The sequence below is a fragment of the Pantoea rodasii genome, assembly GCF_002095465.1.
GTDB classification, from domain to species: Bacteria; Pseudomonadota; Gammaproteobacteria; order Enterobacterales; family Enterobacteriaceae; genus Pantoea; species Pantoea rodasii.
In genome coordinates this window covers 127185-142431 of record NZ_MLFP01000002.1, presented here as the reverse complement: position 1 = coordinate 142431, position 15247 = coordinate 127185, and the positions used below count along the sequence as shown (strand labels likewise).

Here is a 15247-nt window from a genome sequence, read left to right as displayed (position 1 = left end):
ATAAGTGCTAAAACCATCGGCACTTAACTGGTAAAATCATATAATTACGGGTATCGCAGAAGCGCCCGCATCCGAGGCGCAAAAGTATACCACCTTTGTCTGGTGACTGCTTTAAGCAACCTTCATCACATTCATTATTTTGCTAATTATTCCTCGTCGGCTACCATGACCGATTGCAAGATGATTCCCAACCTGTGAGTCGACACTGATTATGCCGAAAAAAGCCGAAGCGCCAGCCAGTTTTGAAAGCGCATTACAGCAGCTGGAACAGATTGTCAGCCGTCTGGAAAGTGGCGAGCTGCCGCTGGAAGAGGCGCTGAACGAATTTGAACGCGGCGTACAGCTGGCACGCACCGGTCAGCAAACTCTGCAACAGGCTGAACAGCGCGTGCAGATTCTGCTCAGCGATGATAAAGATGCCGCACTCGCGCCGTTTACGCCGGAAAATGACTGATGGATTTCGCCAAATTACTCAATACGTATCACGAACGCGTAAATCTGGCGTTGACACGCTTAATAGATCCACTTCCTTTTCAGAGTTCTCCTCTGGTGCAATCCATGCAATATGGGGCACTATTAGGCGGTAAGCGTCTGCGTCCGTTTTTGGTTTACGCCACGGGCGAAATGTTAAAAGCCGATTCGGCCAGTCTGGATGCTCCGGCAGCTGCCGTGGAATGCATTCACGCTTACTCTCTGATTCATGACGATTTGCCAGCGATGGATGACGATGCGTTACGTCGTGGGCAACCAACCTGCCATATTAAATATGGCGAAGATACAGCGATTCTCGCCGGTGATGCGCTGCAAACCCTGGCGTTTTCGATTCTGGCCGATGAGCCAATGCCTGGCGTCAGCCCGCAAGCCCGTATTGCTATGATCTCTGAGCTGGCGCAAGCCAGCGGTGTGGCCGGCATGTGCGGTGGACAGGCGCTAGACTTAGCCGCTGAAGGCAAGCATATCGATCTCGCCGAGCTGGAGCAGATCCATCGTCATAAGACGGGGGCTTTGATCCGCGCGGCTGTTCGCCTTGGTGCCCTGGCGGCTGGCGAACATGGCCGTGCTGCCCTTCCCGTGCTGGATACCTATGCCAACGCCATCGGACTGGCGTTTCAGGTGCAGGATGACATCCTTGACGTGATTGGCGATACCGCGGTGCTAGGGAAAACCCAGGGTGCCGATCAGGCGCTGGGTAAGAGTACTTATCCGGCCCTGATGGGGCTGGAAAATGCCCGCACCAAAGCGTGGGATCTTTATCAGGAAGCATTGGGCGCGCTGGAAATTTTGGCCGCGCAGTCCTATAACACCACCGCATTACAAGCACTGGCTAGCTTCATAATTGAACGCGATAAATAACTTTCATAATGAGTCTCTGATGAGTTTTGATATTGCAAAATACCCGACACTGGCGTTAGCAAGCACGGTTCAGGAATTACGTTTATTACCGAAAGAAAAACTTCCGGTACTGTGTGACGAGCTGCGTCAGTATCTGCTGGATAGCGTGAGCCGATCTTCCGGTCACTTTGCTTCGGGTCTGGGCGTGGTCGAACTGACCGTCGCGCTGCATTATGTTTATAACACCCCGTTTGACCATCTGGTGTGGGACGTTGGCCATCAGGCTTACCCACATAAAATTCTGACCGGACGCCGCGATCGTATCGGCACCATCCGCCAGAAAAATGGCCTGCATCCGTTCCCGTGGCGCGGCGAAAGTGAATACGACGTATTAAGCGTCGGTCACTCCTCGACGTCGATCAGTGCCGGATTGGGCATGGCGGTTGCCGCTGATCGTGAAGGCAAAGGTCGTCGTACCGCCTGCATCATCGGCGACGGCGCGATCACCGCCGGTATGGCATTTGAAGCCATGAACCACGCGGGCGATATCAAGCCCGACATGCTGGTGATCCTCAACGACAACGAGATGTCTATCTCGGAAAACGTCGGCGCACTCAACAATCGTCTGGCACAGATTCTCTCCGGCAAAACCTATTCGCGCCTGCGCGAAGGCGGTAAGCGCGTACTGGGCGGATTGCCCCCGATTAAAGAATTGGTGAAGCGCACCGAAGAGCATCTGAAAGGCATGGTGGTGCCGGGCACGCTGTTTGAAGAGCTGGGCTTTAATTATATTGGTCCGGTTGATGGCCACGATGTGCTGACGCTGGTCAGCACGTTGAAGAACATGCGTGACCTGAAGGGCCCGCAGTTCCTGCATATCATGACCAAAAAGGGCAAAGGCTACGCGCCCGCTGAACAAGATCCGATAGCCTGGCATGCCGTACCGAAATTCGATCCGGCCAGCGGCTCTCTGCCAAAAAGCGTGCCGGGCCTGCCGAGCTACTCCAAGATTTTCGGTAGCTGGCTGAGTGAAATGGCGGCAGACGATCCGCGCCTGATGGCGGTGACACCTGCGATGCGCGAAGGCTCCGGCATGGTGAGTTACTCACGTGACTACCCACAGCAATACTTTGATGTGGCGATTGCCGAACAGCACGCGGTGACCTTTGCCGCGGGCATGGCGATTGGCGGTTACAAGCCGGTGGTGGCGATTTATTCCACCTTCCTGCAGCGTGCCTACGATCAGCTGATTCACGACGTGGCTATCCAAAAACTGCCGGTGCTGTTTGCTATCGATCGCGGTGGCATCGTTGGCGCCGATGGGCAGACGCATCAGGGCGCATTTGATATCGCCTTCCTGCGCTGTGTGCCTGAAATGGTGATCATGACGCCTAGCGACGAAAACGAATGCCGTCAGATGCTCTACACCGGTTATCACTATCAGGACGGTCCGAGTGCGGTACGCTATCCACGCGGCACCGGTACGGGCGCGACGCTGGAGCCGCTGGCCAGCTTGCCGCTGGGCAAAGGTATCGTGAAACGCCGTGGTGAAAAGCTGGCGATCCTCAACTTCGGTACGCTGTTGCCTGAAGCACAGGCCGCCGCTGAGGCGCTTAACGCCACGCTGGTGGATATGCGCTTTGTGAAGCCGCTGGATGAAGCCTTGATCGCTGAACTGGCTGCCAGCCATGATTCACTGGTGACGCTGGAAGAAGGTGCCATCAAAGGCGGAGCCGGTAGTGGCGTCAACGAATACGTGATGGCGAAACGTTTGCGCGTACACGTGCTGAATCTTGGCCTGCCGGATGAATTTATCCCGCAGGGCACGCAGGAAGAGGTTCGTCAGGATTATCAACTGGATGCCGCAGGTATTCAGCAACAAATCACTGACTGGCTGGCGCAGTAATCCCCTCCCCGCTCCTGCTGCTATGCTTAGGGCATTCCTAACGCATAAGAGCAGGAGCTCCAATGAAAACCATTCGTTTAGGCAAAACCGACTTACAGGTTTCGCGTCTGTGTTTAGGCTGCATGACATACGGCGATCCGACGCGTGGCAATCACGCATGGACACTGCCCGAAGAGAGCAGCCGTCCGCTGATCAAACAGGCGCTGGACGCGGGTATTAACTTTTTTGACACCGCCAACAGCTACTCCGATGGCAGCAGTGAAGAGATCGTCGGACGCGCTCTAAAAGATTTTGCACGCCGCGATCAGGTGGTGGTCGCCACCAAAGTCTATTTCCCGCTCAGCAACCTGTCACAAGGCCTGTCCCGCAAAAATATCCTGCAATCAATCGATGATAGCCTGACGCGCCTCGGCATGGAGTACGTTGACCTGCTGCAGATTCATCGCTGGGATTACGACACGCCGATTGAAGAGACGCTGGAGGCGCTGAATGACGTGGTGAAATCCGGTAAAGCGCGCTACATCGGTGCTTCTTCAATGCATGCTGCGCAGTTCGCTCAGGCGCTGGATCTGCAAAAGCAGAATGGCTGGGCGCGTTTTGTCAGCATGCAGGATCAGTACAACCTGATTCAGCGTGAGGAAGAGAATGAGATGCACCCGCTGTGCGAGCGTGAAGGCATTGCCGTGCTGCCGTGGAGCCCGCTGGCACGCGGTAAACTGACGCGTCCGTGGGGCGAAACCACCGCGCGTTCGGTATCGGACAACGTAATGGAAAAACTCTATACCGGCACCGAAGAGAACGATGCGGCGATTGCAGAGCGTCTGGCAACCATTGCTGCCGATAAAGGCGTGACGCGCGCCCAGGTTGCGCTGGCGTGGCTGCTGCACAAACCCGTGGTCACCGCACCGATTATCGGTGCATCGCGCGAGCAGCAGTTTGCAGAGTTGGTGAAGGCGGTGGATGTGGAGCTGAGTACAGCGGATATTGCTGAGCTGGAATCGGTTTATCAACCGCATCCGGTAGTGGGATTCGAGTAGCGTTAAATACGCGCAATAAATTGCGCCGCGACCGTACAAATCTGTAATGTTAAACACGACAATAAATTGCGCCGCCACCATAAAAATCCGTAGCGGCGCGATTCATCGCGCGATGTGAATTAAAGCACCAATCCCAATCCGTACAAAATTGCGGCGGAAATGACACCCGCAATAATGTCGTCGACCATAATGCCCATGCCACCATGCACGTTTTTATCGAACCAGCGAATCGGCCAGGGTTTCCAGATATCAAAAATGCGGAAGATAACAAACCCGGCCAGCACCCACTGCCAGCTCATCGCCGGGATCGCCATCAGCGTAATCCACATGCCGATAAACTCATCCCAGACAATGCTGCCGTGATCGTGCACGCCCATGTCTTTCGCGGTGCGATGGCACAGATAAACGCCCACGCTGATACCAATCAGTACCAGCAGCGAATAGATCTGCAGTGGCAGAAACGTCATCAACCACCAAAACGGAATCGCCGCAATCGAACCGGCAGTGCCCGGCATAATGGGACTTAAGCCGCTACCAAAACCGATTGCCAGCAAGTGCCACGGATTGCTCAGCCGCAGCCGGCTTTTCGCCACATCTTTACTTCGCATTAAAGTGGTCAAATCCCTTGTGATTGAAACTGCGCGGCTTGCCATTTTCCAGGAGCGTCAGGCCTTCCGCTTCCGGTGCAATCTGTCCGATACAGGTATAAGACGCGCCCAGATTACCCAGCGCCACATCCAGCGCGCCACGATTCACTTCAGGAACCGTAAAGCACAGCTCATAATCTTCGCCGCCGCTTAATGCCCAGGTCAGCACCTGTTCCGGCTCAAAGTGGTCACGCAATGCCGCAGAAAGCGGTAATGCTTCCAGATTGATACGGGCACCCACGCGGCTGGCGGTCAGAATATGGCCGAGATCGGAGACCAGGCCGTCAGACAAATCAATCGCCGATGTCGCCAGATTTCGCAACGCCTGGCCTTGCAGCACTCTTGGCATCGGACGCAGATGGCGCTTAATCAGCACTTCATGCACGGCGGGATCGCTGAGACGATGGCGATGTTGTAACAGCGACAAACCCGCCGCGCTGTCACCCAACGTGCCGGTCACAAAAATCCAGTCACCGGGTTTTGCGCCTGAGCGTCTCAGGGCTTTGCCCACCGGCACCAGGCCATGAATGCCCAGTGTCATACTGAGTGGACCGCGCGTAGTATCGCCGCCAATCAGCTGCATATCGTAGTAGTCCAGCAACTCAAACAGGCTATCGCTGAAGGCCGCCAGCCAACTCTCATCCACTTCTGGCAGGGTCAGCGCGAGCGTGAGCCATGCCGGATCCGCGCCCATGGCAGCTAAATCACTCAGATTAACAGCCAGCGCTTTGTAACCCAGATCGGCAGGATGGATATCACGTAAGAAGTGCACGCCCGCCACCAGTGTATCGGTGCTAATGGCCAACGTCTGTTTTTCGGGTAGGTTCAGTAACGCGCAGTCGTCACCAATTCCCTTCTCCACATCGCGGCGGGAGCTGGTGACGCGGTTAAAATAACGTGCGATCAGTTCGAATTCACCACAGGACATAAGTCAGGTCTCAATGAAAAAAAAGGCCGGTAAACCGGCCTTCAGCATTATTTTCTGTTGGGTCGAATTTGCGGGCCTGCTTTGTCCAGCACGCCGTTGACAAACTTGTGGCTGTCTTCAGCGCCAAACACTTTGGCCAGTTCGATACCTTCGTTGATGGCCACTTTGTAAGGCACATCAGAACGTTTGCTCAGCTCATACAGGGAAAGACGCAGAATCGCTTTCTCTACCTGGCCCAGCTCTTCCAGCTGACGCGACAGGTAAGGCTTCATCAGACCGTCCAGGTACGCGCTGTTAGTCGCCACTCCGGCCAGCAATTCGCGGAAATAGCTAATATCGACGTCTTTGACGTCTTGTTCCGCCAGAAACTGGTATTCCACATCGGCAATGTCGTTCTTTGACAACTGCCAGGAGTAAAGCGCCTGAACAGCGCACTCACGGGCGCGACGACGAGCAGCAGGTTTCACAAAATTCCCCTTACAAAATCAGGCTTTGATGGCTTTCAATACGTTAATCATTTCGAGTGCAGTCAGGGCCGCTTCGGCGCCTTTATTACCTGCTTTAGTGCCGGCGCGTTCAATCGCCTGCTCGATGTTTTCGGTGGTTAACACGCCGAAAGTCACCGGAATATCACTGGTCATCGCCACGTTGGCAATACCTGAGCTGGCTTCACCTGCCACATATTCGAAGTGGGCGGTGCCGCCACGGATCACGGTTCCCAGTGCAACGATCGCGTCGTGCTTACCGGCTTTCGCCAGTGCGCGCGCTGCCAATGGCAGTTCGTAAGCACCTGGAACCCAAACCACGGTGATGTTTTCTGCTTTAACCTGGCCGATACGCTTCAGCGCATCTACCGCGCCATCCAGCAGGCTGTTATTAATGAAGTTGTTAAAACGCGCAATAACGATGGCAATGTTTGCATCGGGCGTGGCAACAGCAGCTTCGATAACTTTCATACATATCCTTTGGGTGTTTGTATTATGGCCCCGCAGAAGGGGGCGGATTCTATCATACTCTTCGGCAACGCGCTCAGGCTTTTCAGTCAGTGCTTAAGTGGGTGTCAGCGTCAACCGCAGGTCCTCTCCGACCCTGCGCACATCGCTGAACTTCAGGGCTGGCGCATCAGCTAATTGTTCCAGTCCCGGCAAGTCGAACAGGCCGCGTGCGGTGCTGCCCAGCAGCTTCGGTGCCATGTAAACGATCAGTTCGTCCACCAGGCCAACCTGCAATAACGCGCCAGCTAGACCGGCTCCGGCTTCTACCCACACCGAGTTGATTTGACGCTGGCCAAGCAACATCATCATCGCCACCAGATCCAGCTGTGCACCGCGCTGCGGCACCGCAATCTGGCTGACGCTTTTCGGCCAGCTTTGAGAATCGATTTCACTGCGCATCAGCCAGGTTTCGCCAGGCTGAGCGATCAGACGGTGTTGCGGGGTGACGCGCTGCTGGCTGTCGATCACCACTCGCACCGGTTGGCGCAGCGTGGCTTCATCGAGTTGCTGTCGCACATCCTCGCTCAGTTCATTCCAACGCACCGTCAAGGAGGGATCATCCGTCAGCACGGTCGCACTGGAGGTAAGAATAGCTGAACTCTGGGCGCGTAAACGTTGCACATCACGTCGAGCTGCCGCCGACGTGATCCACTGACTTTCGCCACTGGCCATCGCGGTGCGCCCATCAAGGGATGCGCCAAGTTTGAGCTGAATCCATGGGAAGCCGGTGCGCATACGTTTCAGAAAACCACGATTCAATGCTTCCGCTTCGCTCATCATTAAGCCGTGGCTAACCTCGATGCCCGCCTGCTGCAAACGATACAATCCGCGCCCCGCAACTTGCGGATTGGGATCCTGCATCGCGGCGACTACGCGGCTCACACCGGCGGCGATCAGCGCGTCGCAACACGGCGGCGTGCGCCCGTGGTGGCTGCACGGTTCCAGCGTGACGTAAGCCGTAGCGCCTTTGGCTTTATCACCCGCCATGCGCAGCGCGTGCACTTCGGCATGCGGCTCGCCCGCGCGATGATGCCAGCCTTCGCCGACAATCTCGCCGTCACGTACCACTACGCAACCCACATTCGGATTCGGGGTGGTGGTGAAACGTCCGCGTCGCGCCAGTTCAAGCGCACGCGCCATGTAGCGTTCGTCAGTCATGGCTTAGTCCTGTAAGCGGGCGATCTCTTCGCCAAAATCACGGATATCTTCGAAACTGCGGTACACCGAGGCAAAGCGGATGTAGGCCACCTTATCGAGCTTCTTCAGCTCTTCCATCACCAGATTGCCCACCAGCTTGCTGGGGATTTCGCGCTCGCCGGTGGCACGCAGTTGGGTTTTGATATGATTAACCGCGTTATCCACCGCATCGGCACTGACCGGGCGCTTTTCAAGTGCCTTCATCATGCCGCTGGCGAGCTTATCTTCGTTAAAGGGTTCACGCACATCGTTGCTTTTCACCACGCGCGGCATCACCAACTCCGCCACTTCAAAGGTGGTAAAACGCTCATGGCACACCAGACACTGGCGGCGGCGGCGCACTGAAGAACCTTCGCTGACCAGACGCGAATCTATCACTTTGGTGTCCACAGCGGAGCAGAAGGGGCAATGCATGACGTTTCCTGTCGCGAGATAAATAGGCCACACAGTGTAGCGCGATCTCGGATGCAACTAAATACGCGTGACCGAATCACCGCCCGGCTCACAGACGCAGGATGTGCCGCTCTGTAAACGTTAAAAGCCACTACGCTTAAACAGCCAATCCGGCACATTTGCAGGAGGTCACATGGGTCTGTTCAATTTCGTGAAAGAAGCAGGTGAAAAACTTTGGGATGCCGTTAGCGGCGCTGACGATCCCAGCAAAAAATTGCAGGATCACATTAACCAGCTCGGCTTGCCTGACAGCGATAAAGTCAAAGTCGATGTGCAGGGCGATACCGTTACCGTGAGCGGCGAGGGTATCTCGCAAGAGCTGAAAGAGAAAATCCTGGTTGCCGCCGGCAACGTCGCGGGGATCACTAAGGTCGATGACAAGGTCACCGTGACCGACAGTGCGCCGGAAGCAGAATTCTACACGGTGAAAAAAGGCGACACCCTGAGCGCAGTTTCCAAACAGGTTTACGGGAACCCCAATGAATACAACAAGATTTTCGAAGCAAACAAGCCAATGCTGACGCATCCTGATAAGATCTACCCCGGCCAGGTATTACGTATTCCGAAATAACAGAAAGGACAATGCATGACGATCAGGACGTTTTGGGCGCCCGCCGCACTTTCGCTGTTGGTTCTCAGTGGTTGTAGTTCAACGCCGACTTCACCGCAGGTCAAAGAGTTACATCAGGAAGTGAGTCAGCTGAATCAGCAGATGCGCAAACTGACCAATCAGGCAACCGCGCTGGAAATTCAGGGACAGCTGAACGGTCAATCCACGCAAGGAGCGTGGTTGCTCCCGCAGGCCACTACGCCGGTCGAACTGCAAACCCAGGTGGGCAAGTTGCGCTTATCGCTGTCTCGCGTGGAAGGTGAAGCCAGCGGCAGTCGTGCTAACCTGACTATCCGTTCGACTGATGACCAGCCGGTCCCAGCCCTCACCGCTACCGTGGTGTGGGGAGAACTGGATCCGGCCAGCGGTAAACCGCTGAACGCGGAAAGCCTGACCCAGACGATTCAGGTTGAAGCCAGCTTGACGCCTCGCAGTTCGGTGATCGTGCCGCTGCGGTTGAGTGGTTTATCACCGGAGCAACTCGGCTACGTGCGCGTGCATGATGTGTTACCTGCACCAGAAAAAGCTAAGACGCCCTGATCGCAGGAGCATAAAAAAACGGGCTGCCCTTAGGCAGCCCGTTTCATTTCATCAGCAGAATTAAGGCAGGATCGAAGGCTGATCGGCGCCCTCTTTCTCAACTTTCTGCACCAGCATGTGTTCACGCTTCATACCCAGTTTCAGCGCCAGAGCAGAAGAAACATAGATAGATGAAATGGTACCGATGGTGACACCGATCAGCATGGTCAGTGAGAAGCCTTTCAGCAACGCGCCACCAAACAGGAACAGGATCATGATCATCGCCAACGTGGTCAGCGAGGTGATCAAGGTACGGCTCAACGTCTGGGTCAACGACACGTTGGTGATATCGTAAGAAGAACCGCGACGAATTTTGCGGAAGTTCTCACGAATACGGTCGGAAACCACGATCTTATCGTTAAGCGAGTAACCAATCACCGACATCAACGAAGCAACAATCGTCAGATCGATCTCGATGTGCACCAGCGCCAAAATGCCGCAGGTGATGATCACATCGTGCGCCAGTGCCAGTACGGTACCCAGCGCCAGTCGCCACTCAAAGCGGATACCGATATAGATCAGAATCGCGATCAGTGCCGATAACAGCGCCATCGCCCCCGCCTGCGCCAAATCGCTACCCACACTTGGGCCAACGAATTCGATACGCTTCACGGTCGCGTTCTGCTGCGTGGTCTGGTTAATCGATGCCAGAACCTTGGTTCCCAGCTCCTGACCTTCAGGGCCAGTGACCGGAGGCATGCGCACCATGACGTCACGGCTGCTACCAAAGTTCTGCACTAACGGCTCTTCGAAGCCTGCTTTCACCAAACCCTGACGCAGTGCATCCAGATCGGCCGGTTTTTCCAGGTTAATCTCAATCACCGTTCCGCCGGTAAAGTCGAGGCCCCAGTTGAAGCCTCGCACACCGATAATGGCGATAGACGCCACAATCAGCAGACCGGAGATGAAGAACGCCAGCGTGTCCCAGCGCATAAAGTCTACGACCTTACGCCCGTGGTTCAGCTGTTCAATACTATAGTCCTGTGCCACAACGCACTCCTCAGATAGACAGCTTGTTGATGCGTTTGCCGCCGTACACCAGGTTAACGATGGCACGGGTGCCGACGATAGCGGTGAACATCGAAGTCGCGATACCGATAGCGGTAGTAATCGCAAAGCCTTTGATGGAGCCGGTACCGACCGCATAAAGAATGATAACTTTAATCAGCGTAGTGACGTTGGCGTCGACGATACTGGAGAAGGCGCCTTTATAGCCTTCATGAATCGCCTGCTGTACCGAGCGTCCGTTACGCAGTTCTTCTTTAATACGTTCGTTAATCAACACGTTGGCATCAACTGCCACCGCCAGCGTCAACACGATACCGGCAATACCCGGCATGGTGAGCGTCGCACCCGGCAGCAATGACATGATGCCGACAATCAGCACCAGGTTGCACAACAGTGCACTGGATGCAATCAGACCAAACTTCTTGTAGAACACCACCATAAACAGAATGGACGCGATCAGACCCCACAAGCAGGCTTCGAGACCCTGTGTGATGTTCTGCTGGCCCATGGTTGGACCGATGGTACGCTCTTCCACAATCTGAATTGGCGCGATCAACGCACCGGCGCGCAGCAGCAGCGACAGCTGGCGTGCTTCGTTCGGGTTGTTGATACCGGTGATACGGAAGCTGTTACCGAGGCGCGACTGAATGTTCGCCACGTTAATCACTTGTTCCTGCTTCACCAGAATCGAACGACCATTGGCATCTTTCTTACCGCTGTCCTTGTACTCCACAAACAGGGTCGCCATCGGTTTACCGATGTTGTCCTTGGTGAAGTTCGACATGATGTTACCGCCCGCGCCATCCAGTGAAATATTCACCTGCGGCTGGTTGTACTCATCCATGCTGGACGTGGAATCGGTGATGTGGTCACCGGTCAGAATCACGCGCTTGTACAGCACAACCGGCTGGCCTTCACGTGTCTCTTTCACTTCCGAATCACCCGGTACACGACCGCTGGTCGCTGCACTTGGATCAACGGTGGTATTAACCAGACGGAATTCCAGTGTTGCGGTGGCGCCAAGAATCTCTTTGGCACGCGCCGTATCCTGAATACCCGGCAGTTCAACCACGATGCGGTCAGCACCCTGACGCTGCACCAGCGGTTCGGCAACGCCAAGCTGGTTTACGCGGTTACGCAGAATGGTGATGTTCTGCTGGACGGCATATTCACGCGCTTCACTCATGCGCGCATCGGTCATCACTGCACGCAGGGTATCGCTACCTACGCTAGAAATAACCTGATCGCGATGACGGGAAGAGAGGTAGCTGATAGCCGCATCACGGCTTGCGCCATCACGGAAACGGACTTCTACGCCGTAGTTCGCGATTTTGTTGACGTTGGTATACGGGATGCTTTTGTCACGCAGATCGCTACGCAGACTGTCAGCATTTTGCTCCTGCAGTTTGCTCAGCGCAGTATCCATATCCACTTCCATCAGGAAGTGTACGCCGCCGCGCAGATCGAGACCGAGTTTCATCGGTTCTGCGGCGAGCAGGGTCAGCCAGCGCGGGGTTGCCGGCGCGAGGTTGAGTGCCACAACATAGTTATCGCCCAGCGCGGTGGTGATCGCATCACGCGCGCGCAGCTGCACATCCTGATTGTCAAAACGGGCCAGAATGGCACCATTTTCCAAAGCGAGGGATTTGCTCTGGATATTGTCTTGTTTTAATAAAGTCTGGATCTGATCCAACGTTTGCTCACTGGCGGCGCCACCGCGCGCACCAGTGATTTGAACGGCCGGATCCTCACCATAAAGGTTAGGAAGCGCATAGAGCAGGCCGACGATAATCACGGCGACCAGCATGATGTACTTCCACAAAGGATAACGGTTTAACACGGCAGTTCCTTCGGGAAGAAAAAATTACAGCGCCTTCATAGTACCTTTCGGCAGAACGGCGGCCACGAAATCACGTTTAACAACTACTTCAGTGGTGTCGTTCAGGGCGATAGAAACATAACCCGTTTCGGCAACTTTGGTCACACGACCGACTAAGCCACCGCTGGTCAACACTTCATCACCTTTAGAGATGGAATCCATCAGCTTCTTGTGATCTTTTGAACGCTTCTGCTGCGGGCGCAGAATCATGAAATAGAAGATCAGACCGAACACCACCAGCATGATCACCAGAGAATAAGGACTTCCCTGAGACGGAGCGCCTGCTGCGGCAACGGCGTCAGAAATGAAAAAGCTCATTAAATTTCCCTCATTGATAGAATTATCAGACGTTTAACGGTGGAACCGCTTTACCCGTCCGTTGGTAGAACTCGCTAACAAAGTGCTCTAATTTACCCTCTTCGATAGCGTTACGTAAACCCGCCATCAAACGCTGGTAATAGCGCAGATTGTGAATCGTATTCAGACGTGCGCCCAGTATTTCGTTACAACGATCAAGATGATACAAGTAGGCGCGGCTATAATTGCGACAGGTGTAACAATCACACTCCGCATCCAGCGTCGTCGTGTCATCTTTATACTTGGCATTACGGATTTTCACCACGCCATCGGTCACAAACAGGTGACCATTACGTGCGTTACGCGTTGGCATAACACAGTCAAACATATCGATACCGCGGCGAACGCCTTCCACCAGATCTTCTGGCTTGCCGACGCCCATCAAATAACGCGGTTTGTCGTGCGGAATCTGCGGACAGACGTGTTCCAGGATGCGATGCATGTCCTCTTTAGGTTCACCCACCGCCAGGCCGCCCACAGCGTACCCATCAAAGCCGATATCCACCAGACCTTTAACCGAGACATCTCGTAAATCTTCGTAAACACCGCCCTGAATAATGCCGAACAGCGCGTTTTTATTGCCAAGTGAATCAAAGCGATCGCGGCTACGCTGTGCCCAACGCAGTGACATCTCCATGGAGCGTTTAGCATAATCCCAGTCCGCAGGATAAGGCGTACACTCATCGAAGATCATCACCACGTCTGAACCGAGATCATACTGAATTTCCATCGATTTTTCCGGATCGAGGAAAATCGGATCGCCATTGATCGGGTTACGGAAATGCACGCCCGCTTCGGTGATCTTACGGATGTCGCCAAGGCTGAACACCTGGAAGCCGCCGGAATCGGTGAGGATCGGCCCCTGCCAGTTCATGAAATCATGCAGGTCGCCGTGCAGCTTCATGATCTCCTGGCCCGGACGCAGCCACAGGTGGAAGGTATTACCCAGCAGGATCTGAGCGCCGGTCTCTTTCACTTCTTCCGGCGTCATGCCCTTCACGGTGCCGTAGGTGCCCACAGGCATAAATGCCGGGGTTTCAACCACACCACGATCGAACACCAGACGGCCACGGCGCGCGCGACCGTCGGTGGTATCTAATTCAAATTTCACATTGACCTCATTAGATAATCAGAGAAACAGTCTGATTATTAAGCTCCAACAACTTCGTCAGGAGCCTGTGGATTACGGGTGATGTACATAGCATCCCCGTAGCTAAAGAAACGGTACTGCTCAGCCACCGCGCTCTGATAAGCCGCCATGGTATTTTTGTATCCGGCAAATGCCGACACCAGCATAATCAGCGTCGATTCTGGCAGGTGGAAGTTGGTGATCAGCGCATCAATCACCTGATAGTGATAACCGGGATAGATAAAGATCTGCGTGTCATCAAAGAACGGCGCAATCAGCGCATCCTGAGCCGCCTTCGCTGCGCTCTCCAGTGAACGCACGGACGTGGTGCCCACGGCGACCACTTTGTTGCCACGTGCCTTACACGCCAGCACCGCATCCACCACATCCTGCGGCACTTCGGCATATTCGGAGTGCATGATGTGGTCGTTGATGTTCTCGACGCGTACCGGCTGGAAAGTACCCGCCCCAACGTGCAGCGTGACAAACGCCATCTCAATGCCTTTGGCTCGCAGCGCATCCAGCAGCGGTTCATCAAAGTGCAAACCGGCGGTCGGTGCTGCGACAGCACCAGGGCGCGCGCTGTACACGGTTTGATACAGCTCGCGATCGGCTTCTTCGTCCGGACGATCGATATACGGCGGCAGCGGCATGTGGCCGACGCTGTTAAGGATATCCAGCACCGCGCGGTCATCGGCGAATTCGATCTCAAACAGCGTATCGTGGCGCGCCACCATGGTGGCTTTGACGCTTTCGTCATCGCCCAGCAGCAATTCCGCGCCCGGCTTCGGTGCTTTTGAGGCACGCACGTGCGCCAGCACGCGTTTGTCATCCAGCATGCGCTCCACCAGCATCTCGATTTTTCCGCCACTGGCTTTACGGCCATAAACGCGGGCCGGGATCACGCGGGTGTTATTGAACACCAGCAGGTCGCCCGGATTGAGCTTATCCAGCACATCGGTAAACACTTCATGGCCCAACGCACCGCTCGGACCATCCAGCGCCAGCAAGCGGCAACCGCTTCGCTGCGCCTGCGGATAGTGGGCGATCAAAGATTCTGGCAACTCAAAAGCAAAATCGGCTACACGCATGCATCACTTCTTCAGGACTAAAAAACAGGCGGCATAGTTTAGCGGAAAAGCGGGAAATTCTGAACAACTGGCTGCATCTCTGTGAGGCGGCTTTTACAC

The 15247-nt window shown here is 54.9% G+C and carries 17 protein-coding genes; 6 read left to right on the top strand and 11 right to left on the bottom strand.

Features of this window, described 5'->3' with window-relative positions:
- Positions 1–211 precede the first annotated feature (211 nt).
- From xseB to HA45_RS03000, 4 genes are all read left to right on the top strand, one after another.
- Positions 212–454 (top strand): exodeoxyribonuclease VII small subunit, encoded by a 243-nt coding sequence (xseB, locus tag HA45_RS03015; RefSeq protein WP_034831045.1) that lies wholly within the window; start codon positions 212–214, stop codon positions 452–454.
- A complete protein-coding gene (gene ispA, locus HA45_RS03010) occupies positions 454–1353 on the top strand; it encodes a (2E,6E)-farnesyl diphosphate synthase (protein ID WP_100702266.1) in 900 nt (299 codons plus the stop codon). The genes xseB and ispA overlap by 1 nt, the downstream gene beginning before the upstream one ends.
- Before the next feature lie 19 nt (positions 1354–1372).
- On the top strand, positions 1373–3238 hold the full coding sequence (gene dxs, locus HA45_RS03005) for a 1-deoxy-D-xylulose-5-phosphate synthase (RefSeq protein WP_100702265.1): 1866 nt from the start codon (positions 1373–1375) through the stop codon (positions 3236–3238).
- 62 nt (positions 3239–3300) lie between these two features.
- Positions 3301–4275 carry an aldo/keto reductase gene (locus HA45_RS03000; protein ID WP_100702264.1) on the top strand — a complete coding sequence of 325 codons (975 nt, stop codon included), beginning with the start codon at positions 3301–3303 and terminating at the stop codon, positions 4273–4275.
- Between the two features lie 119 nt (positions 4276–4394).
- Here the strand turns inward: HA45_RS03000 and pgpA are convergent, their stop codons facing one another.
- The 6 genes from pgpA to nrdR all read right to left on the bottom strand — a co-directional run bounded on the left by pgpA (position 4395) and on the right by nrdR (position 8456).
- Entirely contained in the window at positions 4395–4895 is a 501-nt protein-coding gene (gene pgpA / locus HA45_RS02995) for a phosphatidylglycerophosphatase A (RefSeq protein WP_100702263.1), read from the bottom strand.
- Positions 4873–5850, bottom strand: a complete 978-nt coding sequence (gene thiL / locus HA45_RS02990) for a thiamine-phosphate kinase (RefSeq protein ID WP_100702262.1) — start codon at positions 5848–5850, stop codon at positions 4873–4875. The genes pgpA and thiL overlap by 23 nt, the downstream gene beginning before the upstream one ends.
- A gap of 47 nt (positions 5851–5897) precedes the next feature.
- Positions 5898–6317, bottom strand: a complete 420-nt coding sequence (gene nusB / locus HA45_RS02985) for a transcription antitermination factor NusB (protein ID WP_100702261.1) — start codon at positions 6315–6317, stop codon at positions 5898–5900.
- Positions 6318–6335: 18 nt separating this feature from the next.
- Positions 6336–6806 (bottom strand): 6,7-dimethyl-8-ribityllumazine synthase, encoded by a 471-nt coding sequence (ribH, locus tag HA45_RS02980; RefSeq protein WP_100702260.1) that lies wholly within the window; start codon positions 6804–6806, stop codon positions 6336–6338.
- 93 nt (positions 6807–6899) lie between these two features.
- The gene (gene ribD / locus HA45_RS02975; protein ID WP_100702259.1) at positions 6900–8003 is read right to left on the bottom strand and encodes a bifunctional diaminohydroxyphosphoribosylaminopyrimidine deaminase/5-amino-6-(5-phosphoribosylamino)uracil reductase RibD; all 1104 of its coding nucleotides are present in this window, start codon (positions 8001–8003) and stop codon (positions 6900–6902) included.
- A gap of 3 nt (positions 8004–8006) precedes the next feature.
- Positions 8007–8456 (bottom strand): transcriptional regulator NrdR, encoded by a 450-nt coding sequence (gene nrdR / locus HA45_RS02970; RefSeq protein WP_034831027.1) that lies wholly within the window; start codon positions 8454–8456, stop codon positions 8007–8009.
- A gap of 172 nt (positions 8457–8628) precedes the next feature.
- Here nrdR and lysM point away from each other — a divergent pair, with 172 nt between their 5' ends.
- Both lysM and HA45_RS02960 read left to right on the top strand, forming a co-directional pair.
- Positions 8629–9066, top strand: coding sequence for a peptidoglycan-binding protein LysM (lysM, locus tag HA45_RS02965; RefSeq protein WP_100702258.1), 438 nt, complete (start codon positions 8629–8631; stop codon positions 9064–9066).
- Positions 9067–9081: 15 nt separating this feature from the next.
- On the top strand, positions 9082–9645 hold the full coding sequence (locus tag HA45_RS02960; protein ID WP_100702257.1) for a SadB/YajI family lipoprotein: 564 nt from the start codon (positions 9082–9084) through the stop codon (positions 9643–9645).
- Positions 9646–9705: 60 nt separating this feature from the next.
- Here the strand turns inward: HA45_RS02960 and secF are convergent, their stop codons facing one another.
- The 5 genes from secF to queA are packed head-to-tail and all read right to left on the bottom strand — an operon-like array spanning position 9706 to position 15148.
- Complete coding sequence (secF, locus tag HA45_RS02955; protein WP_100702256.1) at positions 9706–10674, bottom strand: protein translocase subunit SecF; 969 nt, start codon at positions 10672–10674, stop codon at positions 9706–9708.
- Positions 10675–10684: 10 nt separating this feature from the next.
- Entirely contained in the window at positions 10685–12532 is a 1848-nt protein-coding gene (gene secD, locus HA45_RS02950) for a protein translocase subunit SecD (RefSeq protein WP_100702255.1), read from the bottom strand.
- 24 nt (positions 12533–12556) lie between these two features.
- Positions 12557–12889: a preprotein translocase subunit YajC gene (yajC, locus tag HA45_RS02945; RefSeq protein ID WP_100702254.1), complete on the bottom strand. Its 333-nt coding sequence runs from the start codon at positions 12887–12889 to the stop codon at positions 12557–12559.
- Between the two features lie 25 nt (positions 12890–12914).
- Positions 12915–14039, bottom strand: a complete 1125-nt coding sequence (gene tgt / locus HA45_RS02940; protein WP_100702253.1) for a tRNA guanosine(34) transglycosylase Tgt — start codon at positions 14037–14039, stop codon at positions 12915–12917.
- A 38-nt stretch (positions 14040–14077) separates the two neighbouring features.
- Entirely contained in the window at positions 14078–15148 is a 1071-nt protein-coding gene (gene queA / locus HA45_RS02935) for a tRNA preQ1(34) S-adenosylmethionine ribosyltransferase-isomerase QueA (protein WP_100702252.1), read from the bottom strand.
- Between the last annotated feature and the right edge of the window lie 99 nt (positions 15149–15247).